The sequence below is a fragment of the Streptomyces sp. NPDC079141 genome (assembly GCF_040686775.1).
Taxonomy (GTDB): domain Bacteria; phylum Actinomycetota; class Actinomycetes; order Streptomycetales; family Streptomycetaceae; genus Streptomyces.
Genome location: NZ_JBFBLP010000025.1, coordinates 26,024 through 40,729, shown reverse-complemented (window position 1 = coordinate 40,729; position 14,706 = coordinate 26,024). Strand labels below are relative to the sequence as shown.

General features: G+C 70.1%; 13 protein-coding genes and 1 pseudogene. 4 read left to right on the top strand and 10 right to left on the bottom strand.

Annotated elements, in window-relative coordinates; translation table 11 throughout:
• Positions 1–40 precede the first annotated feature (40 nt).
• From AB0Q90_RS39535 to AB0Q90_RS39505, 7 genes are all read right to left on the bottom strand, one after another.
• Positions 41–493, bottom strand: a complete 453-nt coding sequence (locus AB0Q90_RS39535) for a hypothetical protein (protein WP_363165240.1) — start codon at positions 491–493, stop codon at positions 41–43.
• Between the two features lie 115 nt (positions 494–608).
• Entirely contained in the window at positions 609–2,027 is a 1,419-nt protein-coding gene (locus AB0Q90_RS39530; protein ID WP_363165241.1) for an FAD-dependent oxidoreductase, read from the bottom strand.
• Between the two features lie 36 nt (positions 2,028–2,063).
• Positions 2,064–2,864, bottom strand: a complete 801-nt coding sequence (locus AB0Q90_RS39525) for an ABC transporter permease (protein WP_363165242.1) — start codon at positions 2,862–2,864, stop codon at positions 2,064–2,066.
• Positions 2,865–3,788, bottom strand: coding sequence for an ABC transporter permease (locus tag AB0Q90_RS39520; RefSeq protein WP_363165243.1), 924 nt, complete (start codon positions 3,786–3,788; stop codon positions 2,865–2,867). It abuts the gene before it with no gap.
• On the bottom strand, positions 3,788–4,948 hold the full coding sequence (locus tag AB0Q90_RS39515) for an ABC transporter ATP-binding protein (RefSeq protein ID WP_363165244.1): 1,161 nt from the start codon (positions 4,946–4,948) through the stop codon (positions 3,788–3,790). Before AB0Q90_RS39515 ends, AB0Q90_RS39520 begins: the two co-directional genes overlap by 1 nt.
• Positions 4,945–6,192, bottom strand: coding sequence for a spermidine/putrescine ABC transporter substrate-binding protein (locus tag AB0Q90_RS39510; protein ID WP_363165245.1), 1,248 nt, complete (start codon positions 6,190–6,192; stop codon positions 4,945–4,947). Before AB0Q90_RS39510 ends, AB0Q90_RS39515 begins: the two co-directional genes overlap by 4 nt.
• A 54-nt stretch (positions 6,193–6,246) precedes the next feature.
• Complete coding sequence (locus AB0Q90_RS39505) at positions 6,247–7,773, bottom strand: gamma-aminobutyraldehyde dehydrogenase (protein WP_363165246.1); 1,527 nt, start codon at positions 7,771–7,773, stop codon at positions 6,247–6,249.
• A gap of 211 nt (positions 7,774–7,984) precedes the next feature.
• On the opposite strand from AB0Q90_RS39505, the gene AB0Q90_RS39500 reads away from it, so the two are divergent.
• Complete coding sequence (locus tag AB0Q90_RS39500) at positions 7,985–8,542, top strand: NADAR family protein (protein WP_363165247.1); 558 nt, start codon at positions 7,985–7,987, stop codon at positions 8,540–8,542.
• Positions 8,543–8,570: 28 nt separating this feature from the next.
• Here the strand turns inward: AB0Q90_RS39500 and AB0Q90_RS39495 are convergent, their stop codons facing one another.
• A complete protein-coding gene (locus AB0Q90_RS39495) occupies positions 8,571–9,272 on the bottom strand; it encodes a DUF4190 domain-containing protein (protein ID WP_363165248.1) in 702 nt (233 codons plus the stop codon).
• 14 nt (positions 9,273–9,286) lie between these two features.
• Here AB0Q90_RS39495 and AB0Q90_RS39490 point away from each other — a divergent pair.
• Positions 9,287–10,475 (top strand): annotated as a pseudogene (locus tag AB0Q90_RS39490) (adenosine deaminase).
• Positions 10,472–11,200: a glycerophosphodiester phosphodiesterase gene (locus AB0Q90_RS39485; RefSeq protein WP_363165249.1), complete on the top strand. Its 729-nt coding sequence runs from the start codon at positions 10,472–10,474 to the stop codon at positions 11,198–11,200. The pseudogene AB0Q90_RS39490 and the gene AB0Q90_RS39485 overlap by 4 nt, the downstream one beginning before the upstream one ends.
• On the opposite strand, the gene AB0Q90_RS39480 is transcribed toward AB0Q90_RS39485, so the two are convergent.
• Positions 11,145–12,782 (bottom strand): sigma-70 family RNA polymerase sigma factor, encoded by a 1,638-nt coding sequence (locus tag AB0Q90_RS39480; protein WP_363165250.1) that lies wholly within the window; start codon positions 12,780–12,782, stop codon positions 11,145–11,147. The genes AB0Q90_RS39485 and AB0Q90_RS39480 overlap by 56 nt on opposite strands.
• A gap of 274 nt (positions 12,783–13,056) precedes the next feature.
• Between AB0Q90_RS39480 and AB0Q90_RS39475 the strand changes: the two genes are divergently transcribed.
• Positions 13,057–14,187: a serine hydrolase domain-containing protein gene (locus AB0Q90_RS39475; RefSeq protein ID WP_363165278.1), complete on the top strand. Its 1,131-nt coding sequence runs from the start codon at positions 13,057–13,059 to the stop codon at positions 14,185–14,187.
• On the opposite strand, the gene AB0Q90_RS39470 is transcribed toward AB0Q90_RS39475, so the two are convergent.
• Positions 14,180–14,692, bottom strand: coding sequence for a hypothetical protein (locus AB0Q90_RS39470; protein ID WP_363165251.1), 513 nt, complete (start codon positions 14,690–14,692; stop codon positions 14,180–14,182). The genes AB0Q90_RS39475 and AB0Q90_RS39470 overlap by 8 nt on opposite strands.
• Between the last annotated feature and the right edge of the window lie 14 nt (positions 14,693–14,706).

The following is a 14,706-nucleotide window of genomic DNA, read 5'->3' as shown; positions in this document are numbered from 1 at the left end:
TCGACCTGATCCTCGGTCCTTGATCCTCGGCCCGGACCGGCTAGCCGTCCTCCTCCGTCGCCAGACCCGCCGCCGCCTCATGCATGGCCAGTTCGAGGAGCGCCGGATCGGTGAGGGTGCCGGAGCCGTCCGGCGGGACCAGCCAGCGGACGCCGCCGGTGGACCTGCCGGGGTAGGGCACCACGATCCAGGTGCCGGCGCCCGCGGTGCGGATGCCGGTGCCGAGCCACCGGGCGGCCGTGCCCGGCGGCACAAAAAAGCCCATGCGCGCGTCGCCGAAGTCGACGAGCACCGGGCCCGGTTGGTCGAGGATGCGGGTGAGCACATCGAGGGTGGGATATCCGAGCTCGCCCGGCAGGATGAGCACGTCCCAGGCCTTGCCGGCGGGCAGCAGCGCGACCCCGAGCGGGTTGCGCTCCCACTCCCAGCGGCAGGCCTCGGGATCCGGAGCCACGGATGCCAGCCATTCGACCGCCGTCTTCGCCCCTGTCATGACGGGGACCTCCTTCTTCCGTCGTGGACGCCTTCTGCGTCACGAGGGAGAGGGAGGTCCCCTGCCGGGCATTACGCGGGTTTGCTTCACTCGTCGGAGTGAAGTGGGTCACAGGTCAGCTGTCGAAGCCCAGACCCAGCCGGTCCATGGTCTTCAGCCACAGGTTGCGCCGCCCGCCGTGCTGGTCGGCGCGGGCCAGCGACCACTTGGTGAGCGCGATGCCGGTCCAGGCGAACGGCTCCGGCGGGAAGGGCAGCGGCTTCTTGCGGACCATTTCGAGCGTGGTGCGCTCGGTCTCCTCCCCCGACAGCAGGTCCAGCATCACGTCCGCGCCGAAGCGCGTGGCGCCGACGCCGAGGCCGGTGTAGCCCGCCGCGTACGCCACCTTCCCGTGGTGCGCGGTGCCGAAGAACGCCGAGAAGCGCGAGCAGGTGTCGATCGCGCCGCCCCAGGCGTGCGTGAAGCGGACGCCCTCCAGCTGCGGGAAGCAGGTGAAGAAGTGGTCGGCGAGCTTGGCGTAGGTCTCCGGGCGGTCGTCGTACTCGGCGCGCACCCGGCCGCCGTAGGGGTAGATGGCGTCGTAGCCGCCCCACAGGATCCGGTTGTCGGCGGAGAGCCGGAAGTAGTGGAACTGGTTGGCGCTGTCGCCGAGGCCCTGCCGGCCCTGCCAGCCGATCTCCTTGAGCTGCTCGTCGGTGAGCGGCTCGGTCATCAGCGCGTAGTCGTAGACGGGGACCGTGTAGGCCCGTACCCGCTTGACCAGGTTCGGGAAGATGTTCGTGCCGAGTGCGACCTGGCGGGCGCGGATCCGGCCGTAGGGGGTGCGTACGGCCATGCCGGCGCCGTACGGCTTCAGGGTGAGGGCGGGGGTGTGCTCGTAGACGCGGACGCCGAGCCCCAGGCACGCCCGCTTCAGGCCCCAGGCGAGCTTGGCGGGGTTGAGCATGGCGACGCCGCGGCGGTCGTGGAGGCCCGCCTGGAATGTCGGTGAGTCGACCTGTTCCCGCACCGCGTCGGCGTCCAGGAACTCCACGCCCTCGGCGAGGCCCTGGCGCTCGATCTCCTCGTACCAGTCGCGCAGTTCCCACGCCTGGTACGTCTCGGTCGCGACGTCGATCTCACCGCTGCGCTCGAAGTCGCAGTCCAGGGAGTAGCGGGCGACCGCCGCCTCGATCTCGTCGAGGTTGCGGGCGCCCAGCTCCTCCAGCTGGTGGATCTCGTCCGGCCAGCGGGCGAGCCCGTTGGCCAGACCGTGGGTGAGGGAGGCGGCGCAGAAGCCGCCGTTGCGGCCCGAGGCGGCCCAGCCCACCTCGCGGCCCTCCAGGAGCACCACATCCCGGCCGGGGTCGCGCTCCTTGGCGAGCAGCGCGGTCCACAGTCCGCTGTACCCGCCGCCGACGACCAGCAGATCGCAGGTCTCGGGGCCGGTGAGCGCGGGCTCGGGGTGGGGCTTTCCGGGGTCGTCCAGCCAGTACGGGACCGGCTGGGCTTCAGACAGTGCCTTTGTCCAACGGCTCATGGCGCTTGGGGCCATGATTTCAACTCCCTACAGAGGGTTTTCGAAAAGGTCTTATGCCTTTTGCTTGTTTCGGCGGTTGCCGACGACCATCGAGGCCAGCACGAACAGTACGGCGACGATGAACATGGCAGTACCGATGACATTGATCTGAACGGGTGTTCCGCGCTGCGCCGAGCCCCAGACGAACATGGGGAACGTGACGGTCGAGCCCGCGTTGAAATTGGTGATGATGAAATCGTCGAAGGAGAGCGCGAAGGCGAGCAGCGCGCCCGCGGCGATTCCGGGTGCCGCGATCGGCAGGGTGACCCTGACGAAGGTCTGGAACGGGCCGGCGTAGAGGTCCTGCGCGGCCTGCTCCAGCCTCGGGTCCATCGACATGACGCGCGCCTTGACGGCCGTCACGACGAAGCTGAGGCAGAACATGATGTGGGCGATGAGGATCGTCCAGAAGCCCAGCTGGACGCCCATGTTGAGGAACAGGGTGAGCAGCGAGGCGGCCATGACGACCTCGGGCATGGCCATCGGCATGAAGATCAGCGAGTTGATCGCGCCGCGCGCCCGGAACCGGTAGCGGACCAGCGCGAAGGCGATCATCGTGCCGAGGGCGGTGGCGCCCAGCGTCGACCAGAAGGCGATCTGGAGGCTGAGGGTCAGCGAGTCGCACAGACCCGAGACACCGCACGGGTCGGTCCAGGCGTCGGTCGAGAAGTTCTGCCACTCGTAGTTGAAGCGCCCCTTCGGATCGTTGAAGGAGAACACCGTGACGACGACGTTCGGCAGCAGCAGGTATCCGAGCGTGCAGAGGCCCGCGATGACGACGAATTTGCGCTTGAGCCAATTGACGAAGGCCATTTAAACCAGATCCTCCGTACCGGACTTGCGGATGTACAGCGACACCATGATCAGGATCGCGAACATCAGGATGAAGGAGAGCGCCGCCGCCGTCGGATAGTCGAGGATCCGCAGGAACTGCGACTGGATGACGTTGCCGATCATTCGGGTGTCGGTGGAGCCGAGCAGATCGGCGTTCACGTAGTCACCGGCGGCCGGGATGAACGTCAGCAGCGTGCCGGAGACGACACCCGGCATCGACAGCGGGAAGGTGACCTTCCGGAAGGTCGTGGACGGCTTCGCGTACAGGTCGTTCGCCGCCTCGTGCAGCCTGGGGTCGATGCGCTCCAGCGAGGTGTACAGCGGCAGGATCATGAACGGCAGGAAGTTGTACGTCAGACCGCAGACCACCGCCAGCGGGGTGGCCAGCACACGGTCGCCGGCGGTCATGCCGAGCCAGCTGGTGACGTCCAGGACGTGCAGCGAGTTCAGCGCGCCGACGACCGGGCCGCCGTCCGCGAGGATCGTCTTCCAGGCCAGGGTGCGGATCAGGAAGCTGGTGAAGAACGGCGCGATCACCAGGATCATGATCAGGTTCCGCCAGCGGCCGGCCCGGAACGCGATCAGGTACGCGAGCGGGTAGCCCAGCAGCAGACACAGGACCGTCGCGGAACCGGCGTACAGCACCGACCGCAGGAACTGCGGGTAGTACTCGGTCAGCGCGTCCCAGTAGGTGGCGAAGTGCCAGGTGACCTCGTAGCCCTGCTCCAGGGAGCCGGTCTGCACCGAGGTCGACGCCTGGTAGACCATCGGCAGCGCGAAGAACACCAGCAGCCAGGCGAGTCCGGGCAGCAGCAGGAGGTACGGCGTCCAGCGGCCCCGCTTGCGCGGGGGCTTCTTCTCGGGGGCGGGCGCCAGAGGCGGCGCCTCGGTGACCGTCGCCATCAGACCGCCTCTTCCTCGGTGCCCGCGTCGATGTCCTGAGCGGCGTCGAGGCCGAAGGTGTGGGCCGGCGACCAGTGCAGGACGACGTCGGCGCCGGGCACCAGGCGGGGGTCACGGTCGACGTTCTGGGCGTAGACCGCGAGCTCGGGGCAGACCGGGCTGTCGATGACGTACTGCGTGGAGACGCCGATGAAGGACGCGTCGGCGATCTTGCCGGTGACGCGGTTGCGGCCGTCCGGGATCTCACCGGCGTCGTCGGCGTGCGTGAGGGAGATCTTCTCCGGGCGTACGCCGACCAGCACCTTGCCGCCGGTCGTGGTGGGCGCGGAACAGCGCGCCTCGGGCAGTACGAGCTTGCCGCCGCCCGCCTTGAGGACGATGTCGCCGCCGGACTTGGCGTCCACCTCGGCCTCGATGAGGTTGGAGGTGCCCAGGAAGTTGGCGACGAACGTCGTCCTCGGGTTCTCGTACAGGTCGGCGGGGGCGCCGAGCTGCTCGACGCGGCCCGCGTTCATCACGGCGACCGTGTCGGCCATCGTCATGGCCTCCTCCTGGTCGTGCGTGACATGCACGAAGGTGATGCCGACCTCGGTCTGGATGCGCTTGAGCTCCAGCTGCATCTGGCGGCGCAGCTTGAGGTCGAGGGCGCCGAGGGGCTCGTCGAGGAGGAGCACCTTGGGGTGGTTGATCAGCGCGCGGGCGACCGCGACGCGCTGCTGCTGGCCGCCGGAGAGCTGGTGCGGCTTCTTGCGCGCCTGCTCGCCGAGCTGGACCAGCTCCAGCATCTCCTCGACCTGCTTCTTCACGCTCTTGATGCCGCGCCGGCGCAGACCGAAGGCGACATTCTCGAAGATGTCGAGGTGCGGGAAGAGGGCGTAGGACTGGAAGACCGTGTTCACGGGCCGTTTGTAGGGCGGCAGATGGGTGACGTCCTGCTCGCCGAGGGAGACCGTGCCCGTGGTGGGCTCCTCAAGTCCCGCGATCATGCGCAGGGTTGTCGTCTTTCCGCAGCCGGAGGCGCCGAGCAGGGCGAAGAAGGAGCCCTGCGGGACGGTCAGGTCCAGCGGGTGTACGGCGGTGAAGCCGTTGTCGTACGTCTTGCTGATGCCCGAGAGACGGACGTCGCCGGTGTTGTCGTTCTTGTTCGTCACGTCGATCACGCCCCAGTCAGCTTCGCGAACTTCTCTTCAAAGGCCGTCTCTTCCTTCGAACTCAGCGAACGGAAGGCGCGGGACTTCGCGGCCATCTCCTTGTCGGGGATGATCAGCGGGTTGTTCGCCGCGTCCTCGTCGATCTCGGCCAGTTCGTCCTTGATCCCGTCGACGGGGGTCACGTAGTTGATGTACGCGGCGAGTTCGGCGGCGGCCTTGGGCTCGTAGTAGTAGTCGATGAGCCGCTCGGCGTTGGTCTTGTGCCGGGCCTTGTTGGGGACCAGCAGGTTGTCGGTCGACGTGATGTATCCGCTGTCCGGGATGATGAAGTCGATGTCCGGGCTGTCCGCCTTGAGCTGTACGACGTCTCCGGCCCAGGCGATACAGGCGGCGAAGTCGCCGCTGGTCAGGTCGGAGGTGTAGTCGTTGCCGGTGAAGCGGCGGATCTGGCCCTTGTCGACGGCCTTCTGGATGCGGGCGATGGCCGCGTCGTAGTCGTCGGCGGTGAAGTTGCCCGGGTCCTTGCCCATGTCGAGCAGCGTCATGCCGATGCTGTCGCGCATCTCCGACAGGAAGCCGACCTTGCCCTTGAGCTTGGGGTTGTCGAGGAGGTCGGAGACCGTCTTGACCTCTTCGCCGTCCAGCGCCTTCTTGTTGTAGGCGATGACGGTCGAAATGCCCTGCCACACATACGAGTAGGCGCGGCCCGGGTCCCAGTCCGGGGTGCGGAACTGGGCGGACAGGTTGGCGTAGGCGTTCGGCAGGTTGGCCGGGTCCAGTTTCTGGACCCAGCCCAGGCGGATCAGGCGGGCCGCCAGCCAGTCGGTGACGCAGATGAGGTCGCGTCCGGTGTCCTGGCCGGCCGCGAGCTGCGGCTTGATCTTGCCGAAGAACTCGACGTTGTCGTTGATGTCCTCGGTGTACTTGACCTTGATGCCGGTCCGCTCGGTGAACGCGTCGAGCGTGGGGTGGTGCTTCTCGCTCTCGTCCACGTCCATGTACTCGGTCCAGTTGGAGAAGCTGATGGTCTTCTCCTTGGCCGAGTGGTCGTCCGCGGACACTCCGCCCTCGGACTTGCCGGCGGCCGGGATACCGCAGGCGCTCAGCGCCCCCAGACCGCCGACCGCGAGCGCGCCGCCGGCGGAGGCGCGCAGCAGGGAACGGCGGGAGAGGGACGCCCTGCCGTTGCGGAAGCTGCGCCGCATGGCGGCCACTTGGGCCGGGGACAGGCGGTCGGGCTCGAACTGCTCCATGCGCTTGGTGCCCTTTCGGGAGGTCGGGCGGCCGCGGGTCAGGCGGCCTGGTTGCTATCGGTCCCCGAAGATCGTGCGGTGCCAGTCCTTCCTGACGACCGCCGTGTTGTCGAACATGACGTGCTTGATCTGCGTGTACTCCTCGAACGAGTACGCGGACATGTCCTTGCCGAAGCCGGACGCCTTGTACCCGCCGTGGGGCATCTCGCTGATGATCGGGATGTGGTCGTTCACCCACACACAGCCCGCCTTGATCTCGCGGGTGGCGCGGTTCGCCCGGTATACGTCGCGGCTCCAGGCGGAGGCGGCGAGACCGTACGGGGTGTCATTGGCGAGGGCGAGGCCCTCGTCGTCGGTGTCGAAGGGCAGGACCACGAGGACCGGCCCGAAGATCTCGGACTGGACGATCTCGCTGTCCTGAGGGGCGTCCGCGACGAGGGTGGGGCGGTAGTACGCCCCCTTGCCGTCGGGGATCTCGCCGCCGGTCACCACGCGCGCGTAGGCACGCGCCCGGTCGACGAACCCGGCGACCCGGTCCCGCTGGACGTGGGAGATGAGCGGGCCGAGGTCGGTGCCCTCGGCGAAGGGGTCGCCGAGCCGGACGGTCTCCATGAGGGCGGCCGTGCGCGCGACGAACTCCTCGTACAGCGGGCGCTGCACGTACGCGCGCGTGGCGGCCGTGCAGTCCTGCCCGGTGTTGATGAGGGCGCCCGCGACCGCGCCGTTGGCGGCGGCCTCCACATCGGCGTCGTCGAAGACGACGAAGGGCGCCTTGCCACCGAGCTCCAGGTGGATCCGCTTGACGGTGGCGGTGGCGATCTCGGCGACGCGCTTGCCGACCGCGGTGGAGCCGGTGAAGGAGGTCATGGCCACGTCCGGGTGGCCGACGAGGTGCTCGCCGGCCTCCCTTCCGGTGCCGGTGACGATGTTGACGACACCGTCCGGGATGCCCGCCTCAGTACAGGCCTCGGCGAACAGCAGCGAGGTGAGCGGGGTGAGCTCGGCGGGCTTGAGCACGATGGTGTTGCCCGCGGCGATCGCCGGGAGGATCTTCCAGGCAGCCATCTGGAGGGGGTAGTTCCAGGGGGCGATGGAGCCGACCACACCGATGGCCTCGCGGCGCACGTACGAGGTGTGGTCGCCGGAGTACTCGCCGGCCGACTGGCCCTGGAGATGACGGGCGGCACCGGCGAAGAACGCGGTGTTGTCGACCGTGCCGGGCACGTCGAACTCTCGGGTCAGCTTCAGCGGCTTGCCGCACTGGAGGGACTCGGCGCGGGCGAACTCCTCGGCGCGGTCCGCGAGCACGGCGGCCAGCTTGTGCAGCGCGTCGGAGCGCTCGCCCGGGGTGGCTCCGGACCAGCCGGGGAAGGCCGCACGGGCGGCGGCCACGGCGGCGTCGACGTCGTCGGTGCCGGCCAGCTCGTAGGTCAGGACCTCCTCGCCGGTGGCCGGGTCGACGACCGCGTGGGTGCGGCCCGAGGTGCCCTTCGTCAGGCGGCCCGCAATGTACTGCGCACCGGCCGCGAAGCGCTCCTCGGCGGGGAATCGTTCCGGGGTGGCATTGCCCGGGTTGTGCATGTCGCTCTCCTCCGCCTTCGCCCCGCTGTCCACGGGGGCGGGTGGCGTAGCTCCAGCTCGATTTGAGTGCCGATCCTGACAGAGCAATGGCACTCCAACAAGTGATTCCGTTGTTGCCTTTTGGTTACGCGACGGAATCTGTCGACCAGGTGTCGAGTCGGCATGGAAAAGGAGGGACGTCCTGTCAGTGGTGCGTGCCACACTCGCATGCATGGCAAAGATCAATTCCCGGGAAGCCCTGGTCAGGGCGGTCCACGCGGGGGCGGGGATCAAGTATCTGCACTTCTGGGGGCACCGGCCGCGGCCCGACGGAAGCATCGGCGCGAGCTGTCTGAGCCAGTGGTGGCCGTCGCCGTTCACGGTGGACGGGGTGGAGTACGCGACGGCCGAGCACTGGATGATGGCCGGCAAGGCCCGGCTGTTCGGCGACGCCGAGGCCGAGCGGCAGGTGCTCGCGGCGGACCATCCGTCGCAGGCGAAGAACGCCGGGCGGCTGGTGCGGGGCTTCGACGAGGGCATATGGGAGCGTGAGCGGTTCGGGATCGTGGTCGAGGGCAGCGTCCACAAGTTCGGCTCCGACGACGCGCTGCGGGCGTTCCTGCTGGGCACGGGCGAGCGTGTGCTGGTGGAGGCCAGCCCCATGGACCGGATCTGGGGCATCGGCCTGGCGGCGAACGACGAGGCCGCGATGGATCCCGAGCGGTGGCGGGGGCCGAATCTGCTGGGGTTCGCGCTGATGGAGGCGCGGGAGAGACTGCGGGCGGCCTAGAAGGCCTGGAAGCCGGGGGTCTCCGCGCTCACGTCGCGATCACGAACGCCACCATCACCAGGCCGAGGACGATGCCCGCGGCTCCGCAGATGGTCCCGGCCAGGGCCTGACCGGGGTTGGTCGCCTCGTTCCGCCGTACCTTCCCGCGGCCGATCAGACCGAAGATCAGCGCCAGCACACCGAGCAGGATGGCCACCGGCCACAGACAGAAGACGGCGGCCGAGATGATCCCGAGCACCAGCGCGGTCGTCCCCATCCCATTGCTCGGCGGCGGCTGCATACCGGGCCAGGCGTAGCCGCCGTAGCCCGCCTGGGGTGGATAGCCGTAGCCCATCTGGGGCGGGTAGCCGTAGCCACCGGGGTAGCCGTAGGGGACCTGGCCGGGGCCGTCGGGGGCGATGGGGGGCGGGGGGACGGGCTCGCCCTGGGTGTAGGGGGCGGGCGGGGCGAAGGGGTCGGCGGGCCCGCCCGGTCCGGCCCACGGCTGGGCCGGACCCGGCATCGACGTGACCGTCTGCTGGTCGTGCACCGACGGGGCCGGCCAGGACTGCGGGGCGTTCGAGGCGAGGGTGGTGCCGGGGCCGTCGGAGGCCTGCGCAGGAGGGGCCCAGGGGCTCGGTGCGGCGGCCGTACTGTCGGTGGCGTCCTGCGCGCCCGACCCGCTCCGCTTGGTGAGATCGACCTCGAACCCGTTCCCCGGTGTATCCGGCGTCTGAGCGTCGTCGGACATGCGCGGGACCCCCTCTGTCGTACGTTCCGTCATGCTACGGCCCGGCCCCGGACGCCGCGTCCCCGGCCTACGATGATCCCCGAGTCATCGATCAGCCGATCACCCGCGTCCCGCCGCAGCCGGCGCGGACGCCGTTCCCGGGGAGGAACCTTGACCGACCTGACCGCCGCCACAGGCAACCTGCACGCCTTCATCGCCGGACTGCCCAAGGCCGAACTGCATGTGCACCACGTCGGCTCCGCCTCCCCCCGCATCGTGTCGGAACTGGCCGCCCGCCACCCCGACTCCAAGGTTCCCACCGACCCCGAGGCCCTGGCCGACTACTTCACCTTCACGGACTTCGCCCACTTCATCGACGTGTACCTGTCCGTCGTGGATCTGATCCGCACACCGGAGGACGTACGGCTGCTGACGTACGAGGTGGCCCGGGACCTGAACCGCCAGCAGGTGCGGTACGCCGAACTGACCGTCACCCCCTTCTCCTCCACCCGCCGCGGCATCGACGAGCGCGGCTTCATGGACGCGATCGAGGACGCCCGCAAGGCGGCGGAGGCCGACTTCGGGACCGTACTGCGCTGGTGCTTCGACATCCCCGGCGAGGCGGGTCTGGAGTCCGCCGAGGAGACCGTGCGGCTCGCCACCGACGACAAGCTGCGCCCGGAGGGGCTGGTGTCGTTCGGTCTCGGCGGTCCCGAGATCGGCGTACCGCGGCCGCAGTTCAAGCCCTACTTCGACCGGGCGATCGCCGCCGGCCTGCACTCGGTGCCGCACGCCGGTGAGACCACCGGCCCGGAGACGGTCTGGGACGCGCTGACGTATCTGCGCGCCGAGCGCATCGGGCACGGCACCAGCTCCGCCCAGGACCCGAAGCTCCTCACGCACCTCGCCGAGCACCGCATCCCGCTGGAGGTGTGCCCAACCTCCAACATCGCCACGCGCGCGGTGCGCACCCTCGACGAGCACCCGATCAAGGAGTTCGTGCGGGCCGGGGTCCTGGTCACCATCAACTCCGACGACCCGCCGATGTTCGGCACCGACCTGAACAACGAGTACGCGGTCGCCGCCCGCCTGCTGGAACTCGACGAGCGCGGCCTCGCGCAGCTGGCGCACAACGCGGTCGACGCGGCCTTCCTCGACGAGCCCGCCAAGGCCCGGATCAAGGCCGAGATCGACACGTACACCACGGCCTGGCTGGCCCGATGACCACCACGGTCACGGCCGTCGCCCACCGCGGCGACCCCTACCGCTTCCGCGAGAACACCCTCGACTCGCTGCGCTCCGCGCTCCGCCGGGGCGCCGACGCCGTCGAGGTCGATGTGCGCGTCACCCGGGACGGCGTGCCCGTCCTGCTGCACGACGAGACGCTCAAGCGGCTGTGGGAACTGGACCGCCCGCTGCGCGCACTGTCGGCGGACGAACTGCGCGGCCACACGGCGGGCGGGGTGCCGACGCTGGCCGAGGCACTGTCCGCGACCGACGGACACCGGGTGATGATCGACCTGCCCGGCGAACCGGACCGGCGCACGGTGCGCGGGATCGTGGACGTCGTGCGCGAGTGCGGGGCGGAGGACCGCGTGTACTACTGCGCGGCCGCCCCCGCCATGCTCGCCGTGCGCGCAGCCGACCCGGCCGCCGAGATCGCGCTGACCTGGACGACGCTGGCGCCCCCGCGGCCCGCGCTGCTGGAGGCGGTGCGGCCGCGCTGGCTCAACTACCGTTTCGGGTTGGTCGACCGGGCCCTCGCCGAGCGGGTCCACCGGGGCGGGCACCTGCTGTCGGCCTGGACCCCCGACACACGTCGCTCGATGCGCCGCCTCATCGGCCTGGGCGTCGACTCGATCACCACCAACCGGGTCGACGCGCTGCACGCGCTCACACACGCGAACGCTGCGCCACCGTCGCCGGATCGGCGGGGGTGGCGCGCGTGACGTACTGCGGTACGGGCGCGGTGTCGTCGCCGGTGTCGCGGACCAGGCCGTAGCGGATCACACCCTGCTCGGGGCCCTGGAGGACGTCGTTGTGCACGGCGTCCCAGTCCGTCGGCATGACGGTCAGGCCGTAGGAGGCGCCGCGCTCGTTCTGGTGGAGGGTGACGGTCCCGTCGAGGTAGAAGTACTCGTTCTGCCACATCTGCTGGGTGCCCTCGGGCAGCACGGTCCAGCCGATGTCGGGGCCGCCCATACCGGTGACGTAGCCGCGGTCGGAGCCGTCCCCGACAACGTCGTCCATACGGCGCCCGCCGCCCGACGCGACATGGAACAGCTTGCCCCGCAGACCGGTCCACGTCGGCATGGCCAGGCCGCCGGACCGGTCGTGCGGGGCGATCTGCCAGCGCACCAGCACATAGCCCTGCCCGCTGAGCGTCAGGCTCTCGCCACGGTGCTGCATGACCGCCTTGGCGCCCCAGGTGCTGGTGAGGCCGGTCGCGGGACGGCGGGGCAGGGCGGCAGGCCCGGTGTCCGGGTCCGGTGCCCGGTCCACGGCGTCGACGACGGTGCCGTAGAGCTCGGTCTTCGAGGGGGACGGTGTGGGGGCGGGGCTGGCGGTGGGCGTGGGGGTGGGTGACGGCGAGGGGGGTCGGTAGGTGCTGGCTGCGCGCGGGGGTGGCGGGTCGTCGGACGGCTGGGTGACGACGTAGGCGCCGCCCGCGACGAGGGTCGCACCGGCCGTGACGGCGACGACGGGCTGGGTGAGCGCGCCCAGCACCTTGGCGGACCAGCCGACGGAGGCCGCCGCGGCGGCCGTCTTGCCGCCGAGGGCCAGCGACAGCGTGAAGCCGACCGGCAGCGGGACGAGCGCGAGTCCGACGAGGAGCCGCTCCGCCGGTACGACGGACTCGTGGGCGTCGCCGCAGTAGCCGCAGCCCCTGATGTGCCGGGCCAGCCGCTTGCGCCAGACCGAGTCGGGGCGGCCGTTCCAGCGGGCGGTCAGTTCGCGCAGGTCGGGGCAGGCGCCGTCCAGCGCTCGCACGATGCCGCGCGCGGTCTCCAGCCGTTCCTTCACCCGCTGCACGCGCACCGCGGCATGCTGTCGGCTGATCCCGGCCGCCGCGGCCAGCTCACGCCTGCTCAGCTCGCCCGCGACCTCCAGCCACCACAGCGACAGCAGCTGCCGGTCCTCGTCGTCGAGCCAGGGCACCGCCTCGGCGACCTCCCGCCGCTGGCCCTCAAGTCCGAGGCGCAGCACGGTGAGTTCGGCGAAGTCCTGCTGCGCGGCCGACTCGTCGAGCGGCGCGGCGGGCTGCCTGCGGCGCGCCCGGTCCCGTATCTGCCGCATGGCGATCGCGACCAGCCAGGACCGGAAACTGTCCGGATCACGCAGCGAACCGAGGTTGTCCACGGCCCGCAGCATGGTCTCCTGCACGACGTCGTCGACGTCGGCGTGCCCGTTCAGCGCCCGTCCGACGACGTTGTAGACCAGCGGAAGCCAGCCCTCGACCAGCTCCTCCAGCGCACGCCGGTCGCCGGCCTGCGCGGCCGCGATGGTGTCGCGCCAGTGGCTGCCGTGCACATCCGTCCCTTCCCGTGTCTTCCCTCGCAGTAAGCACTTTCTCAGCCGTGGCTGTGGGGACGGCCACGAGGGGGTTCACAGCTGGGAGACGGACCGGCGGCCTCCGCGATAACAGTTTTTCGGACCCGTAGGTGCGATCCCCGACAACACCCTTATCCGGTACGGGAGTTGCTCAGGGTTCTCCCAGGGGCGACCGCCCTCCTCGCCGACGATCCGACGCGTGCGCAGCACCCGGAGGATGATCACTGACACCCCACCGACCCTGGAGCAGCCGATGCGCGTCCGCGCCGTTGCCCTGTCCGCCTCCCTCGCCCTGGCGCTCGCCGCCGGCCCGCTTGCCGTACCTGCCCTCGCGGCGACCCCGGTCCACGCGCCCAGCACCACCGCACCGGACGCCGGCGCACTGCGCGCCGCGATCGCCGGGCTCCCGGACGCCGACGCGACGGCCGCCCTCGTCCGGGTCGGCGGCACCGGCGGCAGCTGGCGCGGCAGCTCGGGCGTGCACGATCTGAACAGCGGCCGGGCGGCGGATCCGCACGCACGGTTCCGGGCCGGCTCGACGACGAAGGTGGTGACGGCGGCGGTCGTGCTCCAGCTCGCGGCGGACGGCCGCGTCGGCCTGGACACGCCCGTGCAGCACTATCTGCCGGGCCTGCTGAGCGCGGAGTTCGACCCGATCACCGTACGGCAGCTGCTGAACCACACGAGCGGCATCCAGCCGGGCGACGGCTTCGACGACCCGTACGCACACCGCTTCGACACGCTGCCCCCGGCCCAGGTCGTGGCGTCGGCGGTCGCGAAGGGACCGGAATTCGACCCGGGCAGCAAGCAGCACTACCTGAACATCAACTACACGGTCCTCGGCATGCTCATCGAGAAGGTGACGGGACACTCGTACGCCTCCGAGGCCACCCGGCGCGTCCTGCGCCCCGCCGGGATGCGGCACACGTACTTCCCCGGCACCGACCCCCGGATCCGTGGCCCGCACAACCACGGCTACCAGACGATGGTCCGGCCGGACGGAACCACGACGCTCGTCGACGTCACCGAGTGGAACCAGGCGGACCGCTGGGCGGCCGGCGACATGATCTCGACGACCCAGGACCTGGAGCGGCTGATCACGGCGCTGTTCCGGGGACGGATCGTGCCGGGACCGCAGCTGGAGGAGATGTTCACGGTCCCGGCGGGCATCGACGGGGCGACCTACAGCGCCGGATTCCAGCGCTGGGAGCACGAGGGCAGGGTCTACTGGGTCAAGTCCGGGGCCCGCTACGGCTACAGCTCCGCCGTAGCCGCGACGCGCGACCTGAGCCGTACGCTCGTCTACTCGGTCAACGACAACGACGCCAAGGACGAGGCGGGCAATCCGGTCATCGAGCGGATCGTGCGGGCCGCGCTCAAGTAGCGAGCGCGGGTACGGGAGCCGGGGTCAGCGCCTCCAGCCTCTTGATCTTCCGGCGCACGACGTACAGCGGAATCACCCCGAACACCCCGAACGACATGTCGATCACACTCCACCAGAACGGGATCCCGCGGACCGGTCCGCAGATCAGCGCGAGCGGGATGATCCCGGCGCAGGCGATCATCCCGAACTCGACGACCCAGATGTTGCGGACGGGGTCGCGGTAGGGACCGTAGAAGGCGACGGCGATGACGAGGTGGGCGAAGGCGAGCCAGTCGGTGCCGTAGAGGAGGAAGGGGTAGTCGGCGTCGGCGGTGTCGAGGCCCTGCCGGACGCGCACGATCCAGTCCATCAGGGCGTCCGGCGTGGGGAGGTGCCGCAACAGCTCCTCGGTCCAGCGCAGTTCGTGGACGAGCGGGAAGGCCGTGGCGCCGCTGAGCACCAGGCAGACGACGAAGAGGACCAACCAGGCGCGGATGCCCTTGAGAAGGGCGGCTCTGTCGCTCATGACGGCAGCGTACG